Below are 23,051 nucleotides of genomic sequence, written 5' to 3'. Positions count from 1 at the left end.
TAATCCTTACGATAGCAATGGTAAAGTATACTAAATACAGTAAGTAATTAACTGTTAGACTAATATACATGATGGTTAATAAAGCAGTAACATTACGTGTTGAAAAGACGCTTTCCTTAGTACCCAAAGGCAGCGTTATCAGCTATGGCGCTTTAGCTGATCTATCTGGTCTTCCGGGCAGAGCTAGATTGATGGGAAAGTGTTTGCAGGAAATTAAAGTAGACTGCAATTGGCATCGAGTTCTGAGGGCTGATGGCAAAATAGCATTTCCTGTCGGCTCTGACCACGCTGAAGAGCAGCGAGAACGTTTACTTTCTGAGGGAGTGATTGTGAACAATCATCGAGTAAATATGAAGAAGTTCGCTTGGTCTCCAGATTTACATACTATACTGGCAAAGTTGAAGTACTAATGCCCCTTTTTCATGAAAGAGTCATTAGATAAAGGTGAACTACGTTTGCAATGATAAAAAAAATCACGATTGATCAGTTAGTGCCTGGAATGTTTGTTCATCAAATACTTGAGCAGAAGGGCGCGTTGACGGTTAAAAGCCAGGGAAAAGTCACTTCTACAAACGTTGTAAATACACTTAAAAAACGGGGTGTGAAAACCCTTGCCATTGATACAGATAAAAGCTTTAAAGTGAGTGAAAGCTCTTCCTCGATATCTTCAAACAGTGCAAAAACCAAGTCTGCCGAAAAAAAAATCTTAGCCTCTACTAATTCAGTGTCTTTGGAAAAAGAGCTGAACAGAGCGACTAAATTACATCAGCAAGGTAAAGACATTCAAAAGCTTTTACTTGAAAACGTGCAGAAAGAAACGCCGTTTGACACAAGTATACCAAAAGCTTTTTCTAATAAGCTGGTAGAGTCTGTAGACAGAAACCCAGATGCTCTGCTTTGCCTAACGAAAATTCGTGAAAAAGATGACTATCTCTTAGAGCATTCTCTCAATGTCGCTATTTTGCTTGCTAATTTTGGTAAATATTTAGGGATGTCAGAAGAGGAAGTACAAGATCTATCGTATGCAGGTTTTCTTCACGATCTGGGTAAAATCAAGATACCGGATGAAATTCTTCACAAGCCTGGACGCCTAACGGAAAGCGAAATGGAAGTAATGAAAGGGCATGTTAAACTTGGTGTTGACTACCTTGAAACTATGAACATTGCTGCCCCATTAGTTCAAGCTATTAGCGAGCATCACGAACGGTTAGACGGTTTAGGATATCCTGCGGGTAAGCAAGGCGATGCAATCAGTAAAGCGGGTAGAATGCTAGCTATTGCAGATATGTATGATGCACTTACTGCGGATCGTGTATACAAGCCAGGCATGTCTAGCCAAAAAGCATTCTCAATTTTGATGAGCGATGCTCCTTTCCGTTTGGATAAAGCGCTGGTTCAACAGTTTATTATGTGCCTAGGGGTTTACCCAGTGGGCAGTCTTGTATTGCTTTCAAATGAGAGACTCGCAATGGTTTTAGAGCAGAAGGATTCTCCGCTTAATCCCCTCGTCAAAGTGTTTTATTCAGTCCGCAACAGTCATTACCTTACACCAAGAGATATTGACCTCTCGGTAGACAAAACCGTAAGCATAGTTAAAGCAGTCATAGCGTCTGATTATAAAATTGATGTAAATGGATTTTTTGAACGCTCGGTTTCCGTAGGGTGAACGTAAAGCGTTGCTTTTCAGCAACGAATTGTAGGATTTACATAGATAGAGTTACCTTATTCAGCCCCTTTTTCTATTATTCTTTGCTATTTCCCCAGTTCGTTTAGCGTGTGTTCAGGTTAAGCATTCTATTATATCGCTCAGATAGAATAACCAAATGTATCCCTTTACTGTTGTTTTATAAAAGGAATTCCTAGTAACTATTAGGCTTGTGTGGATTGTATCAAATTGAAATGTTATGCATCGCATAGGGGGAGTGGAACACTTTTTGCTGCTTAAGCTTAATTAAAGGTTAGTAAAACATTTTTAAAATAGAGCTCTTGATGATGCTGTTGTAATAGAAAATCCTTCATTTTTGAGCTTTTAAATTAGAGAAGAGGACGTTATGAAAAAGACTCTCGCTGTAAGTTTAATTGCTGCATCTTTAACGGTTGCAGGCTGTGCGACGGATCCGAACAATACACAAAAAGGCGCTGCAATCGGTGCTGTAGTTGGTGCTCTACTTGGCAAAGCAACGGGCGATAATGATAAGAGTCGTTATGCTTGGGGTGCTGCCGTAGGTGCAATCGCTGGTGGCGCAATTGGTAATTATATGGATAAGCAAGAAGAGGAGCTTAGAACCGAGCTCTCTGACACTGGCGTTCAGGTAGTACGCGAGGGCGACAATCTTCGCCTTATCATGCCAGGAGATATAACCTTTGCTACCGACAGCTCCAGTATTAGTCCAAACTTCAATCCTGTACTTCAGGACGTGGCGAAAGTGGTTAATAACTACGAAAAAACGGTATTGATGATTAAAGGTCATACTGACGATACGGGTTCTGAGCAGTACAATCAGTCCCTATCTGAGCGTCGTGCTGGTGCCGTTAAAAATCTGTTGATTAACTACTCAGTAAACCCTACCCGTATTACTACGGTTGGTATGGGTGAATACGCACCCAAAGTACCGAATAATAGCGCAGCTAATCGTTCAATGAACCGCCGCGTTGAAATGGAAATTCAACCACTGACCCAGTCTAATACGTAAAAGGTCGGGTGTTCCTTGAATTAGAAAGCCCCAACAGTGGGGCTTTCATCACTTTAGCGCTTTAATTTGTTCTGCCACGTCACCCGCAATTTCGTTTGGGATAGGAATGGTTAAATGATACTGGGTTATTTTCCAACTTCCTGCTTTCTTAACTAAAACTCCCGTACCTCGTGTTTCGCCAAGACTTTCGTTGTCGAGAAGTTCATCAAACCACGCTACGTTTTTATCCGGTGAAAAGTAAATATGTCTTTCTTTTGGAAGATAGGTCCAGCCCCGACCGTTGTCAAAATGCGGTCTTGCATAGGCTTTGAACTCTTTCTTACTCCAAACTTCAGACGCATCTGTACCAATAAATACAGCACTATCATCGTACAGCGCAAAATACTTTTCGAAGCTAGCAGTTGAAGCTGTTTCATGTAAGGAATCAAGTACCTCATCAACGATCTGTAGCTCACCGTCTGCTGCAGCTGAAAGTGATACCATTAATATAAACATTGCCGCTAGGTGTTTCATTGCTTCTCCTCGATGATATATCGCTGTTATTTTTATGTTTTTAGACGTAGTACGTAACGTGTTGCCTACAACGCGTTTTGCTCTTTAATTATCGGCTAATTGGAAGCTATTTAGCATCATATATTTAGGCTAATCTAAATCCATGTTTCACATGAAACAACGTTTGTGAAGTAAAAAGATTTTCCGAAGCGTAATCTGTAAAAGGTAGATTAGACACGTCGTTTTCATTCAATTTAATGATGCTGAGCTAACCTCTCAGGTAGAGCGGGCCGTTTCAACAGCAAGGTAATTAAGTAAGAGGCGTCAACTTTCAAAATTGATCGTAGATTCCCTGACAACCAGCGAAGGTTCAAAACAATGCTGAACGTTGTGAGCCTGTCCGTACACCTTATTTAAAATATACTTAGCAGACATTTCTGCCATGTCAGCAACAGGGTTACTTACGGTGGTTAACCTTGGGAAAACATGATGTGCGAATACGACGTCGTCAAAACCTACAATCGATAAATCCTGTGGTAGGCTCATTCCTAAATCTCTAGCGCAGCTTATGGCGCCAGAGGCCATCCAGTCGTTAGCACAAACAAGTGCAGAAAAAGGTAAATCACGCGCCATTAATTCTAACAGGCCGATTTTTCCGTCTTCTTCTGAATAATTACCGTTAAATATAAGTTGAGGGTTTACACTTAACCCTGCTTCAATAAGCGCCCGTTCATGCCCTTTTAAACGCAGACAGGCATCTGCTTTATAAGAGGGGCCTGATATGTAAGCAATATTTTTATGACCCAATTCAAGTAAGTGCCGAGTTGCTAGGTAACCACCTTTCTCGTTATCTAGTGTGATACACGCGCTTGGAAGTCCATCAACTTTTCGATTTACCAACGCGATAGGCAGCTTGTTCTGATTTAAATCCAAAAGATAGTCATCGGATAATGCCTCAGGATGCATGATCAATGCGTCGCAATTACGGCTTATGAGGAAATCTACCGCATCTTTTTCTGTCTCTGGGCAGTTGCGCCCTACCGTTATGATGACATGCTTATCTTGTGCGCGTAATGTGGATTCTACAGCCTGCATTAAGTCACCAAAAAATGGTACATTTAGTTCTGGAACGAGTACGCCGACACTGTCTGTCCTACTGTTCGCTAACGAGCGCGCTACGGAATTCGGGCGATAATTAAGTTCTTTAACTGCTTGGTCAACCCGCGCTTTCAAAGCTTTATTCACCGAAGACTTACCATTTAATACGCGAGATACCGTTGATAAAGAAACGCCCGCCCGTTCGGCAACTTCGTAAATAGTAGGCACGTGACAACACCCCGTTCGTTTTAATAATTACTTCAAGTTTTTGTATTATGCCGTTATCGGCGGTTGTTCGCTACGTCGAGAGAGCAAAGCTTGTGTAACTTCTTTTTGTTTTTCGTCATTTAACGGGTATAGACAAATTAACGCCGCGCCAGCAAAGCCAAATAGCGCTGGTATCCAACTCATTAAAGACTTCATACCCGGAAGCGTTTGATTAATTGTATTGATATCAAGACCGTTATAGCCATAGCTTCCTAATACCATCAAGACTAGCGCCCCAGCAAAGCCTCCCCCTGTTTTTTGAACAAAAGAGCCTGCAGAGTAGACGAGTCCGGTGGCTCTTCGACCTGTCTTATATTCGCTGTAGTCTGCCGAGTCTCCTAGCATAGAGAAAAATAAGGTAGGTAATATGGCTGCAAAAAATTCTGCACTGCAACCTAGAATGAATATGGCGCTCACGCTTTTCTGAGGAACAAAATAAATGCCAGAGGTCAATACGCTACTTGCTAACAGCGCGATAATAAAGAGCCTCTTGCGACCAAACATAGCGGCTAATTTGGACGTTGCTAATGCGCCGAAAATCGACACCACCAGCAGTGAAATGAAAAAGTAGCCTGTGAGTAGCTCATTGCCCATGTAATATTTGAAATAGTAGGCAATAACGCCATATTTGATGCCATTAAACATCATGGTTAGAAAACCCATTCCTAACAGAATTAGCCAGGGTTTATTGGAAAGCAGGTCGATAATATCCTGTTGTGAGCGGGTGTTCTCAGCTTCCGGTCGGCGAGTTAACCGTTTAATTGCAATAGTAGTAAGCGCTATAACAGTAATGAAGATTGCCCCAGTTAAAACGTCTCGATAATAAAAAAAGGCGGTTATTGCTGAAAGAGGAACGAGAATTAACGGTAGTTGCTTTCCCAAGTCGATGAGTTCAGACGTTAGTGAACGAGGAGCGGGCGCTACTTGGGGACCTGTCTCTGTTTTTGGAGAGTCCAGTTTAGTGTCTTGAGGCTTTGAAACCTGCTGCAACGTAACGCGCTCTTTCGTGGTAAAAACTGTTACACACATTAATATGACAAGCAACATGGCAAACAACCACATGGTATATTGATACCCTACAGCAGTGTTCCCTTGGCCTAGCAAGTCCACCAGCATAGGCAAACATCCCATAACAAGCAGTCCACCGAAGAATGCCCCAGCAAAACGAAAGCCAGACAAACTTGTACGCTCTCTATCATCACTGGTCATCACGCCCATTAGCGCTGAGTACGGTACATTATTAACCGTATACGCTAAGGTTAGTCCGATGTAGGTCAAGTAAGCGTAAATGAGTTTGCCTGAATACGAGAGATCAGGCGTGGTAAAGCAAAGGACCATGAAAAGGCCAAGAAAAGGAGTAGAGCCTAATATCCAAGGGCGAAACTTTCCCATCTTAGTCTGGGTTCTGTCAGCAATCATTCCCATAATAATATCGGTCACACCGTCAGAAAGACGAACGACAAGAAATAGCATCGCAGCGGCAGCGGCTGTAATACCGAACGTATCGGTATAAAATACTGCCAAATATGCAAGTGCGCCCCGCCAAACTAAATTGGCCGCAGCGTCGCCCATGCCATAACCCACTTTTTCTTTTAATGTCAGCTTATGGTTCATTGCTATTTCCACTATTGTTATGTTCGACTTGCTATGAGCGCTTTATAAGCATTGGCGCTAAGTTTAAGCGTACGCTTTTGCGTTTCAAAATCAACATGAACTAGTCCAAATCGCTTTTCATAACCTTCCGCCCACTCGAAGTTATCAAGTAGGCTCCATGCGAAGTAACCACTCACTTCTACTCCATCAATAACTGCGTTGTGTACCATGTTTAAATGGGCATTGTAGTAATCAACCCGATCAACATCATTAACAAGACCATCTTTTAGTTCGTCTGCCATTGCAGCACCATTTTCAGTTATAAAAATGGGAGGGAGCGTGTATCGTTCGTTTAATGAAGTAAGTAAATCATAAAGCGCTTTTGGATAGATTTCCCAACCAATATCGGTTAATGGACCTTGATGAGGATGCTCGAAATACAATGCGCCTTTCTCTTTGGGCGCAGAATAGTGTAATCGCGTGTAGAAATTTACCCCTAAGAAATCGATGGGCTGACAGATTGTCTCCATATCACCAGCTTCAATTGGTGGCCTATCCGCTTCGTCTATATCAAATAACACTTTGGGGTAGCTTCCCTCCATTACAGGCTGCATATACCATTGGTTGATATAGTCATCTGCTTTGCGGGTGGCTAATAGGTCTTCTGTCTTTTGTGTGGCGGGGTAGCATGGCGTAAAATTCAATACTATACCGGCTTCGCTATTTGGGACATTTTTTCTAAGCACCTTCATCCCAAGGCCGTGTGCTAGCAAAATGTGATGAGCCGCAGTTCTTCCGTATTTTCTACCCGTTCTGCCCGGGGCGTGAACGCCTATTTCATACCCTAAATAAGCACTGCAAAAAGGTTCATTGAACGTTGCATAGGAAAAAACGGACTCGCCTAACGCCTGCGTTATTTTGTCAACATAGTCTTCAAATGCAAAAGCAGTTTGTCGGTAGAGCCACCCACCCTTATCTTCCAGGTACTGCGGGAGATCCCAGTGATAAAGGGTAACAAATGGCTTAATGCCTTTTTCTTTTAACGCATCAACTAGCGTTTTATAAAAGGCAACGCCTTTTGGGTTTAGCTCACCTTCTTGAGTGATAACGCGCGGCCAAGAAATAGAGAAACGGTAAGCGTCTACATTTAAGTCTAACAAAATGTCGAAATCTTCTCTCCAGCGAGCAATATGATCACAGGCGACATCGCCATTGGAGTGATCAGCAATGGCTGAAGGCCGTTCACAAAATCTATCCCAAATACATTCGAGACGGTTATCGACATCCCCTTCTATCTGAAAACTTGACGTGGCAGTTCCATAAAGAAACGAATTTTTGAGTAAGGGACTGCCTGCGGGAAGCGAAATGCTGTTCATATGTAGATATCCTTTTTCTTACTGCACAAATTCTAAACGGATGCTGGCAGTACAATGAATCTGAAATAACAAAGCGGTTTATAGCACAAATAAAAAACAAATAGAAAGCGCTTTCTCATATTTATGTCATTTTTACGTTAATGGAATTAAGTGGCTGATAATATTTCTATGATTATCACCGGAATCTAATAGAGTTTTATTTTTCTTATAACGTATTGAATTTAATCATTTTAAGATTTTCATGAAGGAGTTTGGTGTTCTCGATATAGTTGTTTCCTGTGAATTAATTGTAAAAAATGTGTTGATCTTAAAATTTTGTTGAATTAATGTTCGGAAAGCGCTTTCTTACGTCTGGGTGTTCTAGCTTCTCTTTTGGAAAGCCCTTTCTGGCAGCGCATTAGGTTCACAACACACATAAAAGCCACTATTAAAGAGAGATAGACCGTGACACAAACAACACCAAATAAAAGCAAGATCGCAGCAAGTTTGTCATTGATACTCGGGACCGCTTTGAGTAGCGGCGTGATGTCATCTGCGACGGCGCAAGAAACAGAAAAAGACGTAGAAATTATTCAGGTATCAGGCATACGAAGTAGTGTTCAAGAGTCGATGGGTATCAAGCGTGACTCTGCTGGTGTTGTTGATGCCATCTCAGCAGAAGATATTGGTAAATTTCCTGATACCAACTTAGCAGAGTCACTACAGCGCATAACTGGTATTTCAATTAATCGGAATAATGGTGAAGGAAGTCAAGTCACAGCGCGTGGTTTTGGACCTGATTTCAACATGGTCACTTTAAATGGTAGGACCATGCCCGGCTCAGCTTTACCTGGAGGCGGCGGTACGCCGAATTCTCGAGCGTTCGATTTTTCCGATCTTGCTTCTGAAAGTGTGCGGGCTGTAGAAGTGTATAAAACTGGCAGAGCTAGTATTGCTACAGGTGGTATTGGTGCAACGGTTAACATTCGAACTGCGCGCCCATTCGATGCAGCGGACAACGGTATAATTGCTAGTGTTGGTGCTAAAGCCTTGCACGATACAACAAATCGTGTTGGCGATGATGTTACGCCGGAACTGTCAGGGTTCATTAACTATCTAAACGACGATAATACTTTTGGCGTGACATTTACGGGCTCTTTCCAGCAGCGCGACAGTGCAGCACAAGGTGCATTCGTTAATCAATGGAGAGTAAATCCTTTTGATGGAACTGTTCCTCAATCTCCCGATCCAGCGAACCCAGACAGTGGTGACCCTGTTGTGTTAAATAATGCGCCAGCTATGGGGCAACTGTTTGCTATTCCTTCTGACCTTCGTTATTACATGGCAGACCGAGAGCGTGAGAGAACCAATGCCCAGCTAACGGTCCAATTTGCACCCTCAGAAAAAATGACGGCTACGCTTGATTATACTTATTCGAGACAAGATCTTTATGAAGCGCGTGCTGAACAGTCTATTTGGATGGACGACAGGTATTTCGCTGAGCTAACTTTTGATGATGAAGCGGTGAAAACACCAATATTAATTTCCCAAGAGCGCCGGGATTTGCTTCCTCGTGATTTAGGCTTAGCGCTACAAGAACTTAACCAGGTAAACGAAAATAAATCGATTGGCCTAAACCTAGAGTACTTCGTTAATGATGACTTTACTCTGGTTTTTGACCTTCATAACTCGTCAGCTGAAGGTCGCCCAGATGCCCCTTATGGAACGTGGACAAACTTAGGGCTAGGTGCAAATGTGGTTAAAGGGCAAGGCGTCGACTTTAGCGGTGATTTCCCTGTTATGTTTGTCGATTTCGACGATGCAGCGCGGGATAACTTGAATGGCAACGGCGTGTTAGACCAAGATGACGTAGGCACGTCAATTTTGGATATGAACTTTTCATCGCAAGATACTGAAATTACCCAAGCCCGTCTTGATGGGTCTTATACGATGGATACTGGAAGTATTAACTTCGGTATAGAGTCGCGCTCTATGGAAAGTACGTCGCTTCAGTCACTAACGCGCCACACTATGGGGAATTGGGGAATAGAAAACCCAGGTGAATTACCTTCAGGTTCGCTAACTCCCCTTGATTTAGCTAACGAATTTGATGACTTCAATACTGATGGTATGTTTTCTCAAGGTTTTACTGGGAGCGTGGCTGAGATTGGTGCATTTGCTGCGCAGCAGTATGGTTTTGACTTAGTTGCTAACAATCCGTTTGCTACCAACAGAACTATTGAAGAAGATATTACCGCCGTCTACTTCGAGCTAGATTTGTCGGGCGAGTTAAACGGAATGGAGTATAACCTTCTGACCGGTGTACGCTACGAAAATACCGATGTTACTTCAATTGCAAATATTAGCTTGCCAAGTGCTATTGCATGGGAAGGTAACAACGACTTTAACGTACGTTTTGGCAGTGAAATGGAAGATGTTGAGTTTAAAAATAGCTACGACCATGTACTTCCCGCGTTAGACTTTGACATTGAGTTGGTTGAAAACGTAATCACCCGTTTCTCGTATAGTAAAACCATTGCGCGACCTACTTACGATCGCTTAAGTGCAGCATCGACCGTGTCTCCACAAAGTTTCCCTACACTTATAGGTAGCTCCATAACTTCTTCTGCAAGTTCGGGCAATCCCTTACTCATTCCATTTGAATCAGACAACTTAGACCTATCTGTTGAGTACTATTTTGATGAAACAAGCTATGTGTCGGTGGGCTTTTACGACAAGCGAGTTAAGAACTTCATAGGTAATGAACAAGTTGAAGAGAACGTATTCGGCCTAAGAGATGTGACAAATGGCCCTCGCGCAGAAGCTGCGCGTGCAGAGTTAGAAGCCCGTGGAATACCGGTAAACGATACCTCTCTGTTTAATATGGTTGCAGCCATAGAAAACGGTATTGAATATGACTCATTAACCGATGAACAATTTGAGCAGCAATTCGATATTCTACCGAACAGCGACGATCCGTTGATAACTTTTATCAATTCTAAACCAGTTAACAACAAAGCTGCCAACATTTATGGCTTTGAAGTAGCTGCGCAACATTTCTTTGGCGACAGTGGTTTTGGTGTGTTAGCGAACTACACGTCTGTTAAAGGTGATATCGGGTTTGACAATGAAGCGGCCCCCTCTATTACTCAATTCGCGCTAGTGGGATTAAGCGACACTGCAAACCTAGTACTCATGTACGAGAAAGATGCGCTGCAAGCTCGTATTGCATACAACTGGCGTGACAAGTTCTTAGACACTACGTCTCAGTACATCAATGAGCCGGGCTATACCGAAGCCTATTCACAAATTGATTTGAGTATCTCCTACGATGTCACCGAAGATTTAACGGTAGCCTTTGAAGGGATCAACATTACTGAAGAAAATATTCGCCGGCATGGACGCACCAGCGCAATGCTGTGGAACTTGGATGAGTTTGGTGCAAGGTATGCGCTAAGTGCTAGATATACATTCTAAAAATTGGGGTGTGTTTGCCCGCTATAGCGCTTAGGGTTGCGCTTTAGCGGGCTTTTTTGTCATAGTGCTGTTTGAATAGTAACCAGAAAATCGACTGAACATGTTTGTAGAAGTGCAGCGGGGCATATCGTGGTTCTTAACGTATGAGTGATAACGAAAGTCATAGCAGTATGCATCGGGTCGTCATTGTCGGTGGTGGTACGGCTGGGTGGCTTGCAGCAGGGATACTTGCCGCAAAACTAAGCGCGAATCACACCGTTACCTTGATAGAGTCACCCAACATCCCTTCTTTAGGTGTGGGCGAAGGCTCTTGGCCGTCACTGCGCGATACCCTTCTTGATATTGGTATTAGTGAAACGGAATTCTTAACGCTGTGTCATGGCGCTTTCAAGCAAGGCTCAAGCTTTGTTAATTGGCGTAAAGGCGGGCACTGCTATTATCATCCATTTACCGTTCCAACAGGCTACAACGAGCTCGATATTTATACATGTTGGAAATCAATCGCACCAAACACCTCGTACGAAGATGTGTTTTCGTTACAAGCCGCCATGTGTGCCGCAGGCAAGGCGCCAAAGCAAATTGCTACGCCGGACTACGCCCATGTGCTCAATTACGGTTACCATTTCGACGCCACAAAGCTTGCTGAGCTGTTAAAAAATCATTGCGTAGACAAGTTAAATGTCGCCCATGTCGTTGGTCATGTTGACAATGTTCACTCTCATCAAAACGGAGATATTGAAAGCGTATCAACAAAGGACGGGAAAAAAATAGTTGGCGATCTATTTATTGACTGTTCAGGCCACAGCGGCCTGCTCATCAATAAACACTTTACTATTCCCTGGATACCCGTTAAGCGCACAATGCTCAATGATCGCGCCGTTGCGCTTCAAGTGCCTTATTCAAACGAAGATGCTGAAATAAAAAGTACCACAGTGGCTACTGCACAAACCTGTGGATGGACGTGGGATATAGCGTTGCAGCACCGCCGAGGTGTTGGCCTAGTTTACTCTTCTCAATTCACAAATGAAGAGCAAGCAAAACAGGTGCTGATTGACTACGTTCGTGAACGCTACCCTAGTGCACAAGATGCAGAGCTTTCTTTTCGTACACTCTCCTTTGAGCCTGGCTATAGATCACAGTTTTGGGTAAAAAACTGTTTGAGCTTAGGTATGTCTTCGGGGTTTGTTGAACCGCTTGAAGCATCAGCTATTGCCATGGTCGAACTTGGCTTACGTATGCTCTGTGAGGCTTTTCCGCAAAACAAAGCACACATGGAAATAGCCAGTAAGCGCTACAACTCGCGCTTTGCATATCGCTGGCAGCGCGTTATCGACTTTCTAAAACTACATTATGCTTTAAGCGATAGAGAAGAGCCGTATTGGTTAGCGCAAAGAGATAAGGCGTCTATACCCGATTCTCTCGCTGAATTGCTTGAACTGTGGAAGTATCAAAGCCCTTCACGCTTAGATCTTATTGAGAACGAAGAGATTTTCCCCTCTGCTAGCTACCAGTATGTACTGTATGGAATGGGCTTCTCTTCATCTACGTCGCCTTTACGGCTAAATGAAGAGCATAAGCGTAAGGCAGTTCACATTCGCGAAACGTTACAACAAACTAAAAACGCTTATCTGCAGGGATTGCCGTCTAACAGAGTTTTGCTCAATGATATTGCAAAGCGCTACAGCAACGAAAAACAATACGTGCCCTCGCATGCTCAACGTGAAAAGAACGAGCACGCTTCAGCTTCGAGTTGTAATGACATAAAAAATACTTCAGATAAAAAGGACACCTCTTATGACCGTATCGGGTTTAGATAGCAGTAAAAATCAAACGCCCGTTAAGAACGTTGTTATTGCGGGTGGCGGTACTGCAGGGTGGATGGCGGCCACGGCGTTGTCACGGCTTTTGGGTAAGTCAATAAACGTTACGTTAGTCGAGTCGAAAAATATTGGTATTGTAGGTGTGGGCGAGGCCACTATTCCGCCGATAAGAACATTTCACAAGTTACTTGGCATCGACGAAAAAGCATTTATGCGCGCTACACAAGCTACGTTCAAACTGGGTATTGAGTTTGAAAATTGGTGTGAACAAGGTCACAGCTATATCCATTCTTTTGGTATTACCGGAAGAGAGTGTTGGGCTGGCGAGTTTCACCATTTTTGGCTGAGGGCTAAAGAGTACGGATTTGGAGGTGAATTTGGTGATTATTGCCCTGAACTTATTGCCGCTAAGCAGAGCAAGTTCGCCACATCGGAAGCCATGCCGCTTAACTTTGCCTATCACTTTGATGCCGTTGCTTACGGTCGATTTTTAAAGTCTATAGCGTGTGATGCTGGGGTAACTCACAAGGAAGGAGATATAGAAGAGGTCGTAGTATGCCCACAATCAGGCAACATCCAGTCCCTTCGATTAGCAAGCGATGAAGTCATAGATGGCGACTTTTTCATAGACTGCACGGGCTTTAAAGGGCTGCTTATTGAACAAGCCCTTCACACCGGTTACGACGATTGGCGACACTATCTATTTTGCGATAGTGCGGTGGCCATGCAAACTGAGCTTACTGCGCCGCCTGTGCCATACACCAAAAGCGTGGCCCATAAGGCGGGCTGGCGCTGGCAGATACCTCTTCAAGAGCGAATGGGCAATGGGTTGGTATTTTGTAGCCGTTTTATGAGCGATGAAGACGCCATCAATACACTTAAATCGCAAGTGACAGGCGTACCAATTAATGAACCTAGAGTCATTCGTTTTACGCCTGGAAAACGCAGGCGCGGTTGGAATAAAAACTGCGTAGCATTAGGCTTATCCAGTGGCTTTATTGAGCCACTAGAGTCGACCAGCATCCATCTAATCATGACTGGCCTCATACGCTTAATGCGCCTATTTCCTTTTGATGGCATCACCCAAAGCGCAATCGACGAATACAATAATAAGTTTGATAGCGAAATGTCGGCCATACTCGATTTTATTGTTATGCATTACAAGGTAACACAGCGCGAGGACAGCCCCTTTTGGCAGCAATGCCAACGCATGGAGATTCCGCCGTCACTTGAGCATAAATTGGCTTTATTTGCCGAGTCTGGCCGCGTGTTTTTAGATGACGGAGATATTTTTCGCGTTGATTCCTGGACCCAAGTATTAATGGGCCAAGGCATGACACCTAGCCAGTATCATCGTGTTGCCGATGAGATGAGCGAACAGTCACTTAAGCAGTTTATGGCAGGATTAAAGCAGCAGGTGGATAATCACGTAGCTAAACTCCCCTCGCACGAGGCCTTCTTAACACATTATCTGAGATGAGTTATTAGAAGCGTTAGATGTTGGCGGCAAAAAGTGGGTTAACGGTGAGCCAAGCGCCTGCTAACTAAAGAGTTACCAAGCACACTTCATAAGCACCATACCCAGCTAGAAATCTGGATTTAGTGCTATCTAAATCGGGAAAAACGCAAAAAAGTACTGAAAATGATAATCCATTTTGTAGTTAGCGGTAGTTTGTTATTGGAAATGATTGCTTCTTTGTAATTAAACGGTAGATTTCTACCGAAAGTATGCTAATTTTTAATATTTAACGGTAATAAACTACTGGATAAATGATGCAAACAGTCACACTGCAATTATTTAATCAAGGTCAATGGTGGGATGCTGCTACTCTGTGTTTCTCTGATGAGCGGCTCAATGCAAGTTGTTCGCTGTATTATGAGCATGAATATATTGCTAAGGTCGCAAGCTATGAGGTTAAAGATTGCTGGGCATGCTCCGTCAATGCGCCTATTAGCATTGTTCCTAAAGACTACCCTCATTGGCCAGCTCTGTTAGATGATATTTTGCCGGTGGGTAAGTCTCGAGATTGGTGGCTTAGTTATCTTAATGTAAGCCGCTCAGACGAGTTTCAGCAAAATTACGCACTGTTGACTAGTGCTTATATGTCGCCCGTTGGTAACTTAAGAATAAAAGAAGCCGTACCGACAGAAGCTAATATCGACTCTCGCCGTTTTCCAATTGAGAACGTGATTTCATTGCAATATGACTTTTTAGAGTATGCTAATGAACAAGGCGCCGCAGTAAGAGGGGCGACAGGAGCTGGTGGTGTTGCACCAAAACTGCTACTCATGCTTGAAGATGATAATGTTTTCATTGATGGGGACTTTGCAGGTAAGCCGTTGACCGCCACACCTTATTTAACCAAGTTTGCTAGAAATAGACGCTCAGCTCGAGATAACAACATCTTAAAAGCTGAGGGCGTTTTTTATAAGGCGCTTTCGGAGATTCTGGAGGGTACCAATGTTTCCACCATCGATGTTGAAAAGCTAAAAATATTAGAAGATAAACAAAGTGGCCAAGCTAGTTTATGGCTACCTCGCTTTGACGTCCGCATAGAAAGTGGTGTGGCTAGTCGTATTGGATTGGAAAGTATTTATTCAATCATTAATGCCGAGCCTGGCAGCTATCAAGATCATTTTGATGTGATGGAGACGGTGTGGCGAAGAATAAATTCTGCAACTCAGATGACGAAAAACGAATTTGCTAAGCAATATGTTGTTAGAGATTTTTTAAATATTGTCTTCGGTAACTCAGACAATCACGGCCGCAACATTTCATTTTTAAAATATGACGGCGATATTTGTTTTGCACCCATCTATGATTTTGCTCCTATGAAAGCCGATGAAGAAGGGATAACCCGTTTATTTAAGTGGGGGCGAAGTTGCGAAGTAGGTGGGCACGTTAATTTTTTAATCATTGCAGAGCAGCTTTCAGATTTTTGTGAGCCTAATGAAATAATTTTATTTTTGCGGCAACTGGCAGAAAAACTAATCGACTTGCCTGAGAGGTTGAAAAGATTGCATTGCCCAGATGAGATATTGAATTTTCCGGCGATTGGTTTTAGTAACACTAAAACTAAGTTAGTAGCAATGGGAGTCTATGATGGTTAGATTGACGGGCGAACAACGAAAAGAAATTTTAGCTCAGCTTGAAGATGATCTTGCAAACAATATTATCGGCATAGGCGAACTAGTAAAGCAGGTTCGTACCCAACTTTATGGCATGACCCAAACACAGTACGCGAAATTTATTAAAGTGTCTGATAAAACATTGCGCGATATCGAGAAAGGGAATACCGATCCTCGCGTCTCGGTACTAAATAAAATTTTAGCGCCTGGTGGTTTTCAACTTTCTGTTCGATCAGTTCGCCGCGATATATAAAAATATCTTTGAGGTGCATCAAGCCATGGGGTTTCATAAGAAATAAAAAAGCCCAGTATGTCTGGGCTTTAGCGGAGACTTTTGGACTCCAACGGATATTATTCTATATTCTGGTTCTGTTTATCGTTTTAAATTTCGCAAATCCACCTATATCAAGGCCTACAAGGTGTTTTTTGCTCGTTTCAACCCTCTCTTACTCACCAGTGTACTCACCATAAAGAAATCGAAGAAATTTATGAAAAAAATTAAAAAAATGCTCAATTTCTAACTGGGAAAGTTGGGATATGGGAAACATAATTAACTATCTGCGTCAGTACAAACACAAAATGGTGAGTGCAAAGAGACATTAACAGACAACAAGCAATCATCACGAGTTATCCAGAATTGTAACTTGCTGCCTGTTTTAACCAGGTAACATTTATCGGAAGGCCGAACGTGTTTAAGAGTGGTACGTTCAATCGGCTTTGCCGACCTTGCTATATCAGTAAATTCTACTTTTTTAGCCCTGTTTATAAAGTCCATAGGTTTCATAGAAGCCCCTTTTGCTATGAGGTTGGTAAGTTTTAGGCGCTTGCCGCCTAAAGGCGCGCCATACCTCATGGCCAACACGCACTACGTAGAGAAAAGCCAGTCAAGCTAGAAATCGCCCGAAGGGTTGCGAAGCAAGGGGGCCCCGCTTGCGGGGTTCCGATTTATCGCTTTACAGGATTTGAACGAAGTGGTTTAAGAACTTTAATCAAACTAAATTATTTAATTGATATCGATAAGCCTTAAAGGGCTGTGCTATCGTTATTAAAACGTATAGAGGGAAGCTTGCATCATTGATGTGGTTATTTTAAATGGATATTCCAAAAAAGGTAAAAAATAGTAGTGCGATAGCATCGTGGAGCGGTTTTATATATCAAGGAAAGATTGCTCTTTATCATTGTATTCATTCGCTCATCTATGAAGATAGTAAGCCTTACAATTTAAAGGTTGAGTCTTTAGATGATTTTGTTATTTATGGTCATGAAGGAGAGGTTTTAAGCCTTCATCAAGTTAAAGCGAAATTGGATAGCAAGCGTTCTGCATACAAGGAAGCACTTATACAAGCGGCAGAGGTTACTGGCCCGGGAGTTGATAAGAATACTAAACGCTGGTTTCACGTTGCTCGTGAGCTGGACGATTTCTCCTCGCTTACCCCTTCCAATATACCGCAAAATATAGTTGAGTTTTATTGTTACAGTGATGGCAATCGGTATCTTCCGCTTGACCAAGTTGATGGCATACTTGAGAAAATAGTGTCGGAATATTTACTAAAGCTTAAAAAATATAATTCTCCATTATTAATTCAGTACAAATTGTCTTTACTCCAAACATTACTTGATGCAAAGGTAATTTCTGCTCATTCTAAAATTCACAATGAGGCGGAAATAAAATTTGATGCGGCTAATAAAACTCCTATTTCCTTTGAAGAAATAGAAGAGTGCCTGAATGCTGAAGTATTAGATGAAACCGATGAGTGTATGATTCTCAATCGATTTAGGCGAAACATATTAGAGAGAACGGATAGTCTAATCGAAAGTAATGAAGTTTCCCCCCAATTCTCTCTCGCCGATATATTAGCTTGTCGTAAGGCTATTGCTCATATGGATTTGCCGAAACTGAAGAGGCTCTATTATGCTAAAAAGCCAAATCTTTCTTCAGTAAAACTTGAAGGACTTAGCCAGGAAGGCGTCGAAAACTATATAGCTATTATAGCACTAATTAATAAGTTAGTTACTGTCCCTGATCTGCCGCATTATCAGCAGCTTGAATTTGGCACATACTTACCAACTGCAATCAGGTTAACTATTAGCAATGAAAGACTTTCACTATCAGAAATACAAAACAATGTAGAAGCGTTGAGAGAAAACGCAGTAGTTCAGGATGTTTTGTATGAATACAATAACCTAATAGTTGAGATGAAGCATTCCCCTTTCTTGCTTAGTGAAGCATCAAAGTTAACAGGTAAGTTTATGGATGTTTCTGAAGTAGGTGACCAAGAAAATAGCCGTCTGACTAAAATTCACAACGTGAGGTTTATCTCATCGGAAGATGCTCAGGAGGAACTAAGTGATTAAACAAATTGTTCAGCGAGTAGCGGAAAACTCATCTTGCCTGTTTGAAAGACTAGAAAGCGACTTTGAAGATTACTCATTTTACGTGGCGCGTGATCCGAACTATCAACGATTTCTCGTTGTTTTAGAAACTGACCAGTTAAGTGCTCCTTCTGAGTTGAATGAACAAGTTCAGGCCTGTACACCCCCTATTCTTTTAGGAACCCCATCTTTTGCTAAAAATACCGACTTAGTTATTCTATTCAAGTTAGGCAGCTTAACGGAACTTAAACAATATGAGCATAATATTTTTGATATCGAAGAAAACGCATACAGTCTTAAAAAACATTTACTCTACTATACGAGCACTGAATTAGAACAACTCAATGAATACTTAGAGCTTGGTGGAACTTTATATGAACTTTTGGCAAATTCTGACGCTTTCAATCGCTATAAACAAAACCCAACTGAAGAAACTGCATTTAGTCTTGCTTGTCGGCTTTATATTAAGCTTCCGTTTTTAGCTGTTCCGGCACAAGAAGCTATATTGACAAGTGCAAACGAACTTGCAGAACAATTGCTAAGTGAAGCGCAGCTATTACCATTCTTAAATTCAATAGAGCAGAAATTAGGTGATGGGCATACCTGTCAAGAAATCATGGAGGTGTTAATCAATGAACAAATGGAGGATTAATCGATTAAAAATAAATGGCTTCAAGGCATTCTCCTCTTTTGAAGAAAGTTATAACAACAGTATTACTATCTATGATGGCCCAAATGGGTTTGGTAAAACATCATTGTTTGATGCTAAACAATTGCTCTTCCGCGGCCAATTGCCGCGAATAGCTGCTCGCTTGAAACCAGTTACTCCCAACAAACATAGCTTTAGAAGCAACCTATATCGTCACAATGATTACAATGGTGATATCAGTATCATAGCTGAGCTGACGAACGGTAGTCAGACGATTAATATTATGCGAAAAGCCTATGCCAAGGAGATGAAAGCAAAAAACAACAAGCCTAGTGAGTTTTCGATCTTTAAGCTATTCAGGTCTGATTATTTTGACGATTGGTCATTAGCCACAGAAGTTACTAATGAAAGCGCATTCTGGCAGCAATATATTGGAAGCAACTTTCAAAAGAATTTCGATGTACTGAACTACCTACAACAAGATAGTAAGGCTTTGATCATTCCTGATGGCTGTTGTGAAGATTCCACAAGAACCAAGCAAATTGAGCACCTTATTAATCTGGATGATCTGAATTCTCGGTTGGGTAACCTTAAAAATATGAAGGAGGCCCGAAGAACGGCTTATACGCAAGAAAAAGATATTCATGATTCGTTAGTAGCTGAAGTCGAGAGGCTTAAACAACAACTATCAGAACCAGGTAAACCGACGCACTACAGCCGAATCACCACTAGCGATTCGATTCCAATTTGGGATTCTGAAACTCCATTAACAGTGGAGCGTTTAGAAGATTATCCAAATTATATTGCCTCTGTAAACTTGATAAAAACTCTTGTTGAGCATTCTAATGAAGTTGCACTAAGAGAGCGTAACAGGAAGAAAAGCGCTTTTCTACAGACTGAAGAGTTTGCTTTGGCAGTCCGTCTTGCTAATCATTTTGATAAGCTAAATCCTTTGAGAGAATTGAGAGAACAACGAAAACCTTTAATGCAAGCAATATCGGTTGCAAAAAGGAATGCAACGGACCTCAAAGAAGTGGATATATCTCCATTAAAGCATCCTTTATCCAGTGATTTTGATGAATTTTCTAAACTTGTTAAACAAAAAATAGAAATTCAGGCTTATCAAAATACAGTCGGTGAGGCCAAAACTAAGACATTGGAGTTGCGTTCTAAATTAATAAATATGATTAGTCAGGATGAAAGTAATTGTCCACTCTGTGGTTTTGATTATAGAGAACATCAATTGCTACTCAACGCTATAGACGAGCGAACTCAGAAAATAGAAAAAGAACTGGACCAAAATGGAAAAATACTCGCGGATCTTGTGCGAAAAATAAGCTTAACGTTACAAACTCTATTGGTGAGCCTTCAGGAGCAGCTTGAAAAGTTAGATAAAGCTTACAACCCGAGGCTATTAAAGGAGCTTGAGGCTCATGAGTTTCAAGCAAATCGATTGCTAGCTATCGCGGAACGGGTGCGACAACTTAATATTCTCCTTCCTGAAGAATACGCAGAGACGATTGAACATCAAAATGAACAGATCGAGGCTATGCGACTGCAAGTGCAACGGTCATTCGAGCGGGAAAATGACACTTTGTCAGAGCAAGCATTAGCTTTGTACTATCGTGCTTTTAGAAATTCTGAGGAACTGAATAATATTGCTAAGGACTCTATTGAGAATAAACTTAGCTATTTACATGGTGAGTATAATAATCTGATTAGCAAATCTCATCAGGAAAAGCTTAGAGCACTTAGCAAGTCTTTAGCTAGACTAAATGCTATTAACAAAATAGAAAAACAGCTAAAACACGCGGAACAAAAACTCAACTTAGCTCGCAATACATATATAAACCAAACTCTCGGTGAAATAGAACTGCTATTTCATATCTACAGCGGGCGTTTACTGCAAAATATGCAAACTGGATTGGGGATATTTTTAGAGCGGGCTGAGGGGGCACAAAAAGATACACCCCTGCAGTTTAAAACAGCGAAAAGTAGCGAGCATGATGCGGCTCTTTCAATGAGTAGCGGCCAAATCAGCGCACTCGCGTTAGCATTATTTTTGGCACTTAACAAAAAATATGCGGAAACCGCCTTTGTCTTTATTGATGACCCAACGCAATGTATGGACGAGGTAAATATTGCTTCATTAAGTGATTTACTCAGAGTTGAACTTCGTGATCGGCAAGTAATTATGTCGACACATGAACAAGATATAGCTAATTATTTAATCTATCGCTATAGCAAAGCCGGGCTATCACATCAGAAAATCAATCTTTTAAAAAAGCATCGAGATTGAAATAGTTAGAGAAAAGTTGAAGGCGGATTGGCTACGAGTCGTCCCTACTCGAAAGAGGTAGGGACGACTCGCAGAGTCGCCCGTCGAGGCCACTGCTCATGATGCCTCGACACCCAATCCGCCTTGAAAAATTATAGGGCCAGAAGAGGGATGGAGATTTGAGCGTGTCAAAAAGGTGTTGCAATCTCCGATCACTGTGATAATTTTAATTATGAACTAGCTCGAAATGAGCACAAAGAAAAAGGGCGTATTCACTGCCCGCAACACGTTCCTGAGGAGCTGCATTCGCAGCATTATTGGTCGCACGACCACCCCGCTATAAACAACACAAATATAGACCACAGTAGTTCGCGCTGTATTTCAACAGAAATCACACGGCTCAGCTTTGTTGCTTTAGACCAGTTAGCCTTTATGTCTTATGACAATATGCTCGGTTACGCACCGTTCATATGGCTTTAAAACTTACCTATTTTGGCATTTCGCCCCCTGGTCTTCGGTTTGGTGTTTTTCTCAATTCTTTCAAAATCAATTATTAAATTTGTGAGGAACATGAAATGAGCCAATTAGGATATCGTCTTCATCAAATGGTGAACGACACTCACCGCGAAAGTAGCTTTAGCACTAGAGCTACCCGAAGCAAAGTTTTAAACCTTGCTGCAAAGCAGCTACTCAAACATGGTTATAGATTAAAAGACCCGACCGGTCTTAAAACCAAGCACATCAATCATCTTGTTACACGTTGGCAAGATGAAGGTTTAGCAGCAAAAACAATAAAAAACAGAATGGCGGCCTTGCGTTGGATTGCCGAAAAAATAGGTAAACCGAATATCTGTTCACGTAGCAATGATGATTACGGCATTCCAAGAGTTCGCAATAACCCAATTGGCAAGTCAAAAACGTTAGACATGGATAAGCATGCCAAGATCAAAAGTGACTTAATCAAGCTTTCCCTGCGTTTGCAGCAAGAGTTTGGGCTTAGAAAAGAGGAGTGTATGAAATTCAGCTTGTCTTATGCATTGATAGACGCTAACACTCTACAAATAAAAGGCTCATGGGCTAAGGGTGGCAAATACCGCACGATCCCAATTCGAAAAGAATCTCAACGACAGCTTATTCGTGATATTGCCGCTGTTACTAGAGGCGCACTTATCGAACCTAATAAGAACTATAAATCACAAATGGGTGAGTACGACCGCGAAACAATTCGAGTTGGATTAAATAAAAATCATGGGTTACGTCACCATTACGCAAGGGAGCGTTATTTAGAGCTTACAGGTTGGAAATGCCCTGCCGACGGTGGTCCGCATAGAAGAAAGCTCTCGCCAACCGATTATGAGCACGATACCAAAGTCCGTGAAAAAATTAGCCAAGAGTTAGGTCATGAACGTTTGAAGATAACCTATGCGTACTTGGGTAGTTGAAATTAGGCATGCCTAATTTTTTCCGCTTACTGACCAATCCAAAATCTTTTCAGCCAACTCGTCTTCAATGCAGTACAAGAAGGCAGTTGGCACTTTTAGAACACCGCTCAACGCGACTACCGTTTTGAAATCTGGAGTGTGAACACCACGTTCATATTGGTTCATACGAGCAGACGCTACAAACTTATCCATCCCCGCCATTATTCCTAACTGCTTCTGGGAAAGACCTAGTCTTGTTCTTGCTTGCTTTAGCCGTGTTGGAAACGGCGAACCATCATTACTTTTCAACTGGTGTAAGAGATCTGCTATTGAAAACTAAGATTTTCTTAGCTTTAATGAAGTCTGGATACTAAGGAATACTTAGCTTTCAATTTGGCATGCCAAA

The 23,051-nt window shown here is 42.0% G+C and carries 17 protein-coding genes; 12 read left to right on the top strand and 5 right to left on the bottom strand.

All coding sequences use genetic code 11. The features are described 5' to 3' along the window. The first annotated feature begins 68 nt into the window (after positions 1-68). From ACM0P2_RS19850 to ACM0P2_RS19840, 3 genes are all read left to right on the top strand, one after another. Positions 69-410, top strand: a complete 342-nt coding sequence (locus tag ACM0P2_RS19850; RefSeq protein WP_373996018.1) for an MGMT family protein — start codon at positions 69-71, stop codon at positions 408-410. 50 nt (positions 411-460) lie between these two features. Beyond that, positions 461-1,666 (top strand): HD-GYP domain-containing protein, encoded by a 1,206-nt coding sequence (locus tag ACM0P2_RS19845; protein ID WP_159118738.1) that lies wholly within the window; start codon positions 461-463, stop codon positions 1,664-1,666. A 385-nt stretch (positions 1,667-2,051) separates the two neighbouring features. Next, complete coding sequence (locus tag ACM0P2_RS19840) at positions 2,052-2,693, top strand: OmpA family protein (protein ID WP_039221278.1); 642 nt, start codon at positions 2,052-2,054, stop codon at positions 2,691-2,693. Between the two features lie 48 nt (positions 2,694-2,741). Here ACM0P2_RS19840 and ACM0P2_RS19835 read toward each other — a convergent pair whose 3' ends face one another. The 4 genes from ACM0P2_RS19835 to ACM0P2_RS19820 form a co-directional block, all read right to left on the bottom strand. After that, a complete protein-coding gene (locus ACM0P2_RS19835; protein ID WP_159118736.1) occupies positions 2,742-3,206 on the bottom strand; it encodes a nuclear transport factor 2 family protein in 465 nt (154 codons plus the stop codon). A gap of 303 nt (positions 3,207-3,509) precedes the next feature. Further along, a complete protein-coding gene (locus tag ACM0P2_RS19830) occupies positions 3,510-4,511 on the bottom strand; it encodes a LacI family DNA-binding transcriptional regulator (RefSeq protein WP_159118735.1) in 1,002 nt (333 codons plus the stop codon). A gap of 45 nt (positions 4,512-4,556) precedes the next feature. Further along, entirely contained in the window at positions 4,557-6,164 is a 1,608-nt protein-coding gene (locus ACM0P2_RS19825; RefSeq protein ID WP_159118733.1) for an MFS transporter, read from the bottom strand. Between the two features lie 17 nt (positions 6,165-6,181). Beyond that, a complete protein-coding gene (locus ACM0P2_RS19820; protein WP_159118731.1) occupies positions 6,182-7,519 on the bottom strand; it encodes a GH1 family beta-glucosidase in 1,338 nt (445 codons plus the stop codon). Between the two features lie 525 nt (positions 7,520-8,044). Here ACM0P2_RS19820 and ACM0P2_RS19815 point away from each other — a divergent pair. The 9 genes from ACM0P2_RS19815 (at position 8,045) to ACM0P2_RS19775 (ending at position 22,666) form a co-directional block, all read left to right on the top strand. Beyond that, positions 8,045-10,975, top strand: coding sequence for a TonB-dependent receptor (locus tag ACM0P2_RS19815; RefSeq protein ID WP_419227722.1), 2,931 nt, complete (start codon positions 8,045-8,047; stop codon positions 10,973-10,975). Between the two features lie 143 nt (positions 10,976-11,118). Further along, the gene (locus ACM0P2_RS19810) at positions 11,119-12,792 is read left to right on the top strand and encodes a tryptophan halogenase family protein (protein WP_159118727.1); all 1,674 of its coding nucleotides are present in this window, start codon (positions 11,119-11,121) and stop codon (positions 12,790-12,792) included. Beyond that, positions 12,770-14,275 carry a tryptophan halogenase family protein gene (locus ACM0P2_RS19805; protein WP_159118726.1) on the top strand — a complete coding sequence of 502 codons (1,506 nt, stop codon included), beginning with the start codon at positions 12,770-12,772 and terminating at the stop codon, positions 14,273-14,275. The genes ACM0P2_RS19810 and ACM0P2_RS19805 overlap by 23 nt, the downstream gene beginning before the upstream one ends. A gap of 293 nt (positions 14,276-14,568) precedes the next feature. Beyond that, entirely contained in the window at positions 14,569-15,906 is a 1,338-nt protein-coding gene (locus tag ACM0P2_RS19800; RefSeq protein ID WP_159118724.1) for a type II toxin-antitoxin system HipA family toxin, read from the top strand. Continuing rightward, positions 15,899-16,177, top strand: coding sequence for a helix-turn-helix transcriptional regulator (locus ACM0P2_RS19795; protein ID WP_131137245.1), 279 nt, complete (start codon positions 15,899-15,901; stop codon positions 16,175-16,177). Before ACM0P2_RS19800 ends, ACM0P2_RS19795 begins: the two co-directional genes overlap by 8 nt. 839 nt (positions 16,178-17,016) lie before the next feature. Then, on the top strand, positions 17,017-18,279 hold the full coding sequence (locus tag ACM0P2_RS19790) for an ABC-three component system protein (protein ID WP_419227067.1): 1,263 nt from the start codon (positions 17,017-17,019) through the stop codon (positions 18,277-18,279). Continuing rightward, positions 18,272-18,949: an ABC-three component system middle component 1 gene (locus tag ACM0P2_RS19785; protein WP_419227066.1), complete on the top strand. Its 678-nt coding sequence runs from the start codon at positions 18,272-18,274 to the stop codon at positions 18,947-18,949. The genes ACM0P2_RS19790 and ACM0P2_RS19785 overlap by 8 nt, the downstream gene beginning before the upstream one ends. After that, on the top strand, positions 18,930-21,245 hold the full coding sequence (locus ACM0P2_RS19780) for an AAA family ATPase (RefSeq protein ID WP_419227065.1): 2,316 nt from the start codon (positions 18,930-18,932) through the stop codon (positions 21,243-21,245). The genes ACM0P2_RS19785 and ACM0P2_RS19780 overlap by 20 nt, the downstream gene beginning before the upstream one ends. Positions 21,246-21,799: 554 nt before the next feature. After that, the gene (locus tag ACM0P2_RS19775) at positions 21,800-22,666 is read left to right on the top strand and encodes a phage integrase N-terminal domain-containing protein (protein WP_419227064.1); all 867 of its coding nucleotides are present in this window, start codon (positions 21,800-21,802) and stop codon (positions 22,664-22,666) included. Positions 22,667-22,678: 12 nt separating this feature from the next. Here ACM0P2_RS19775 and ACM0P2_RS19770 read toward each other — a convergent pair whose 3' ends face one another. Beyond that, positions 22,679-22,858 (bottom strand): XRE family transcriptional regulator, encoded by a 180-nt coding sequence (locus ACM0P2_RS19770; RefSeq protein WP_419227063.1) that lies wholly within the window; start codon positions 22,856-22,858, stop codon positions 22,679-22,681. Between the last annotated feature and the right edge of the window lie 193 nt (positions 22,859-23,051).

The organism is Alteromonas sp. OM2203 (assembly GCF_048517045.1).
Lineage (GTDB): Bacteria > Pseudomonadota > Gammaproteobacteria > Enterobacterales > Alteromonadaceae > Alteromonas > Alteromonas gracilis.
This window is presented reverse-complemented; position numbering and strand designations above follow the sequence as displayed.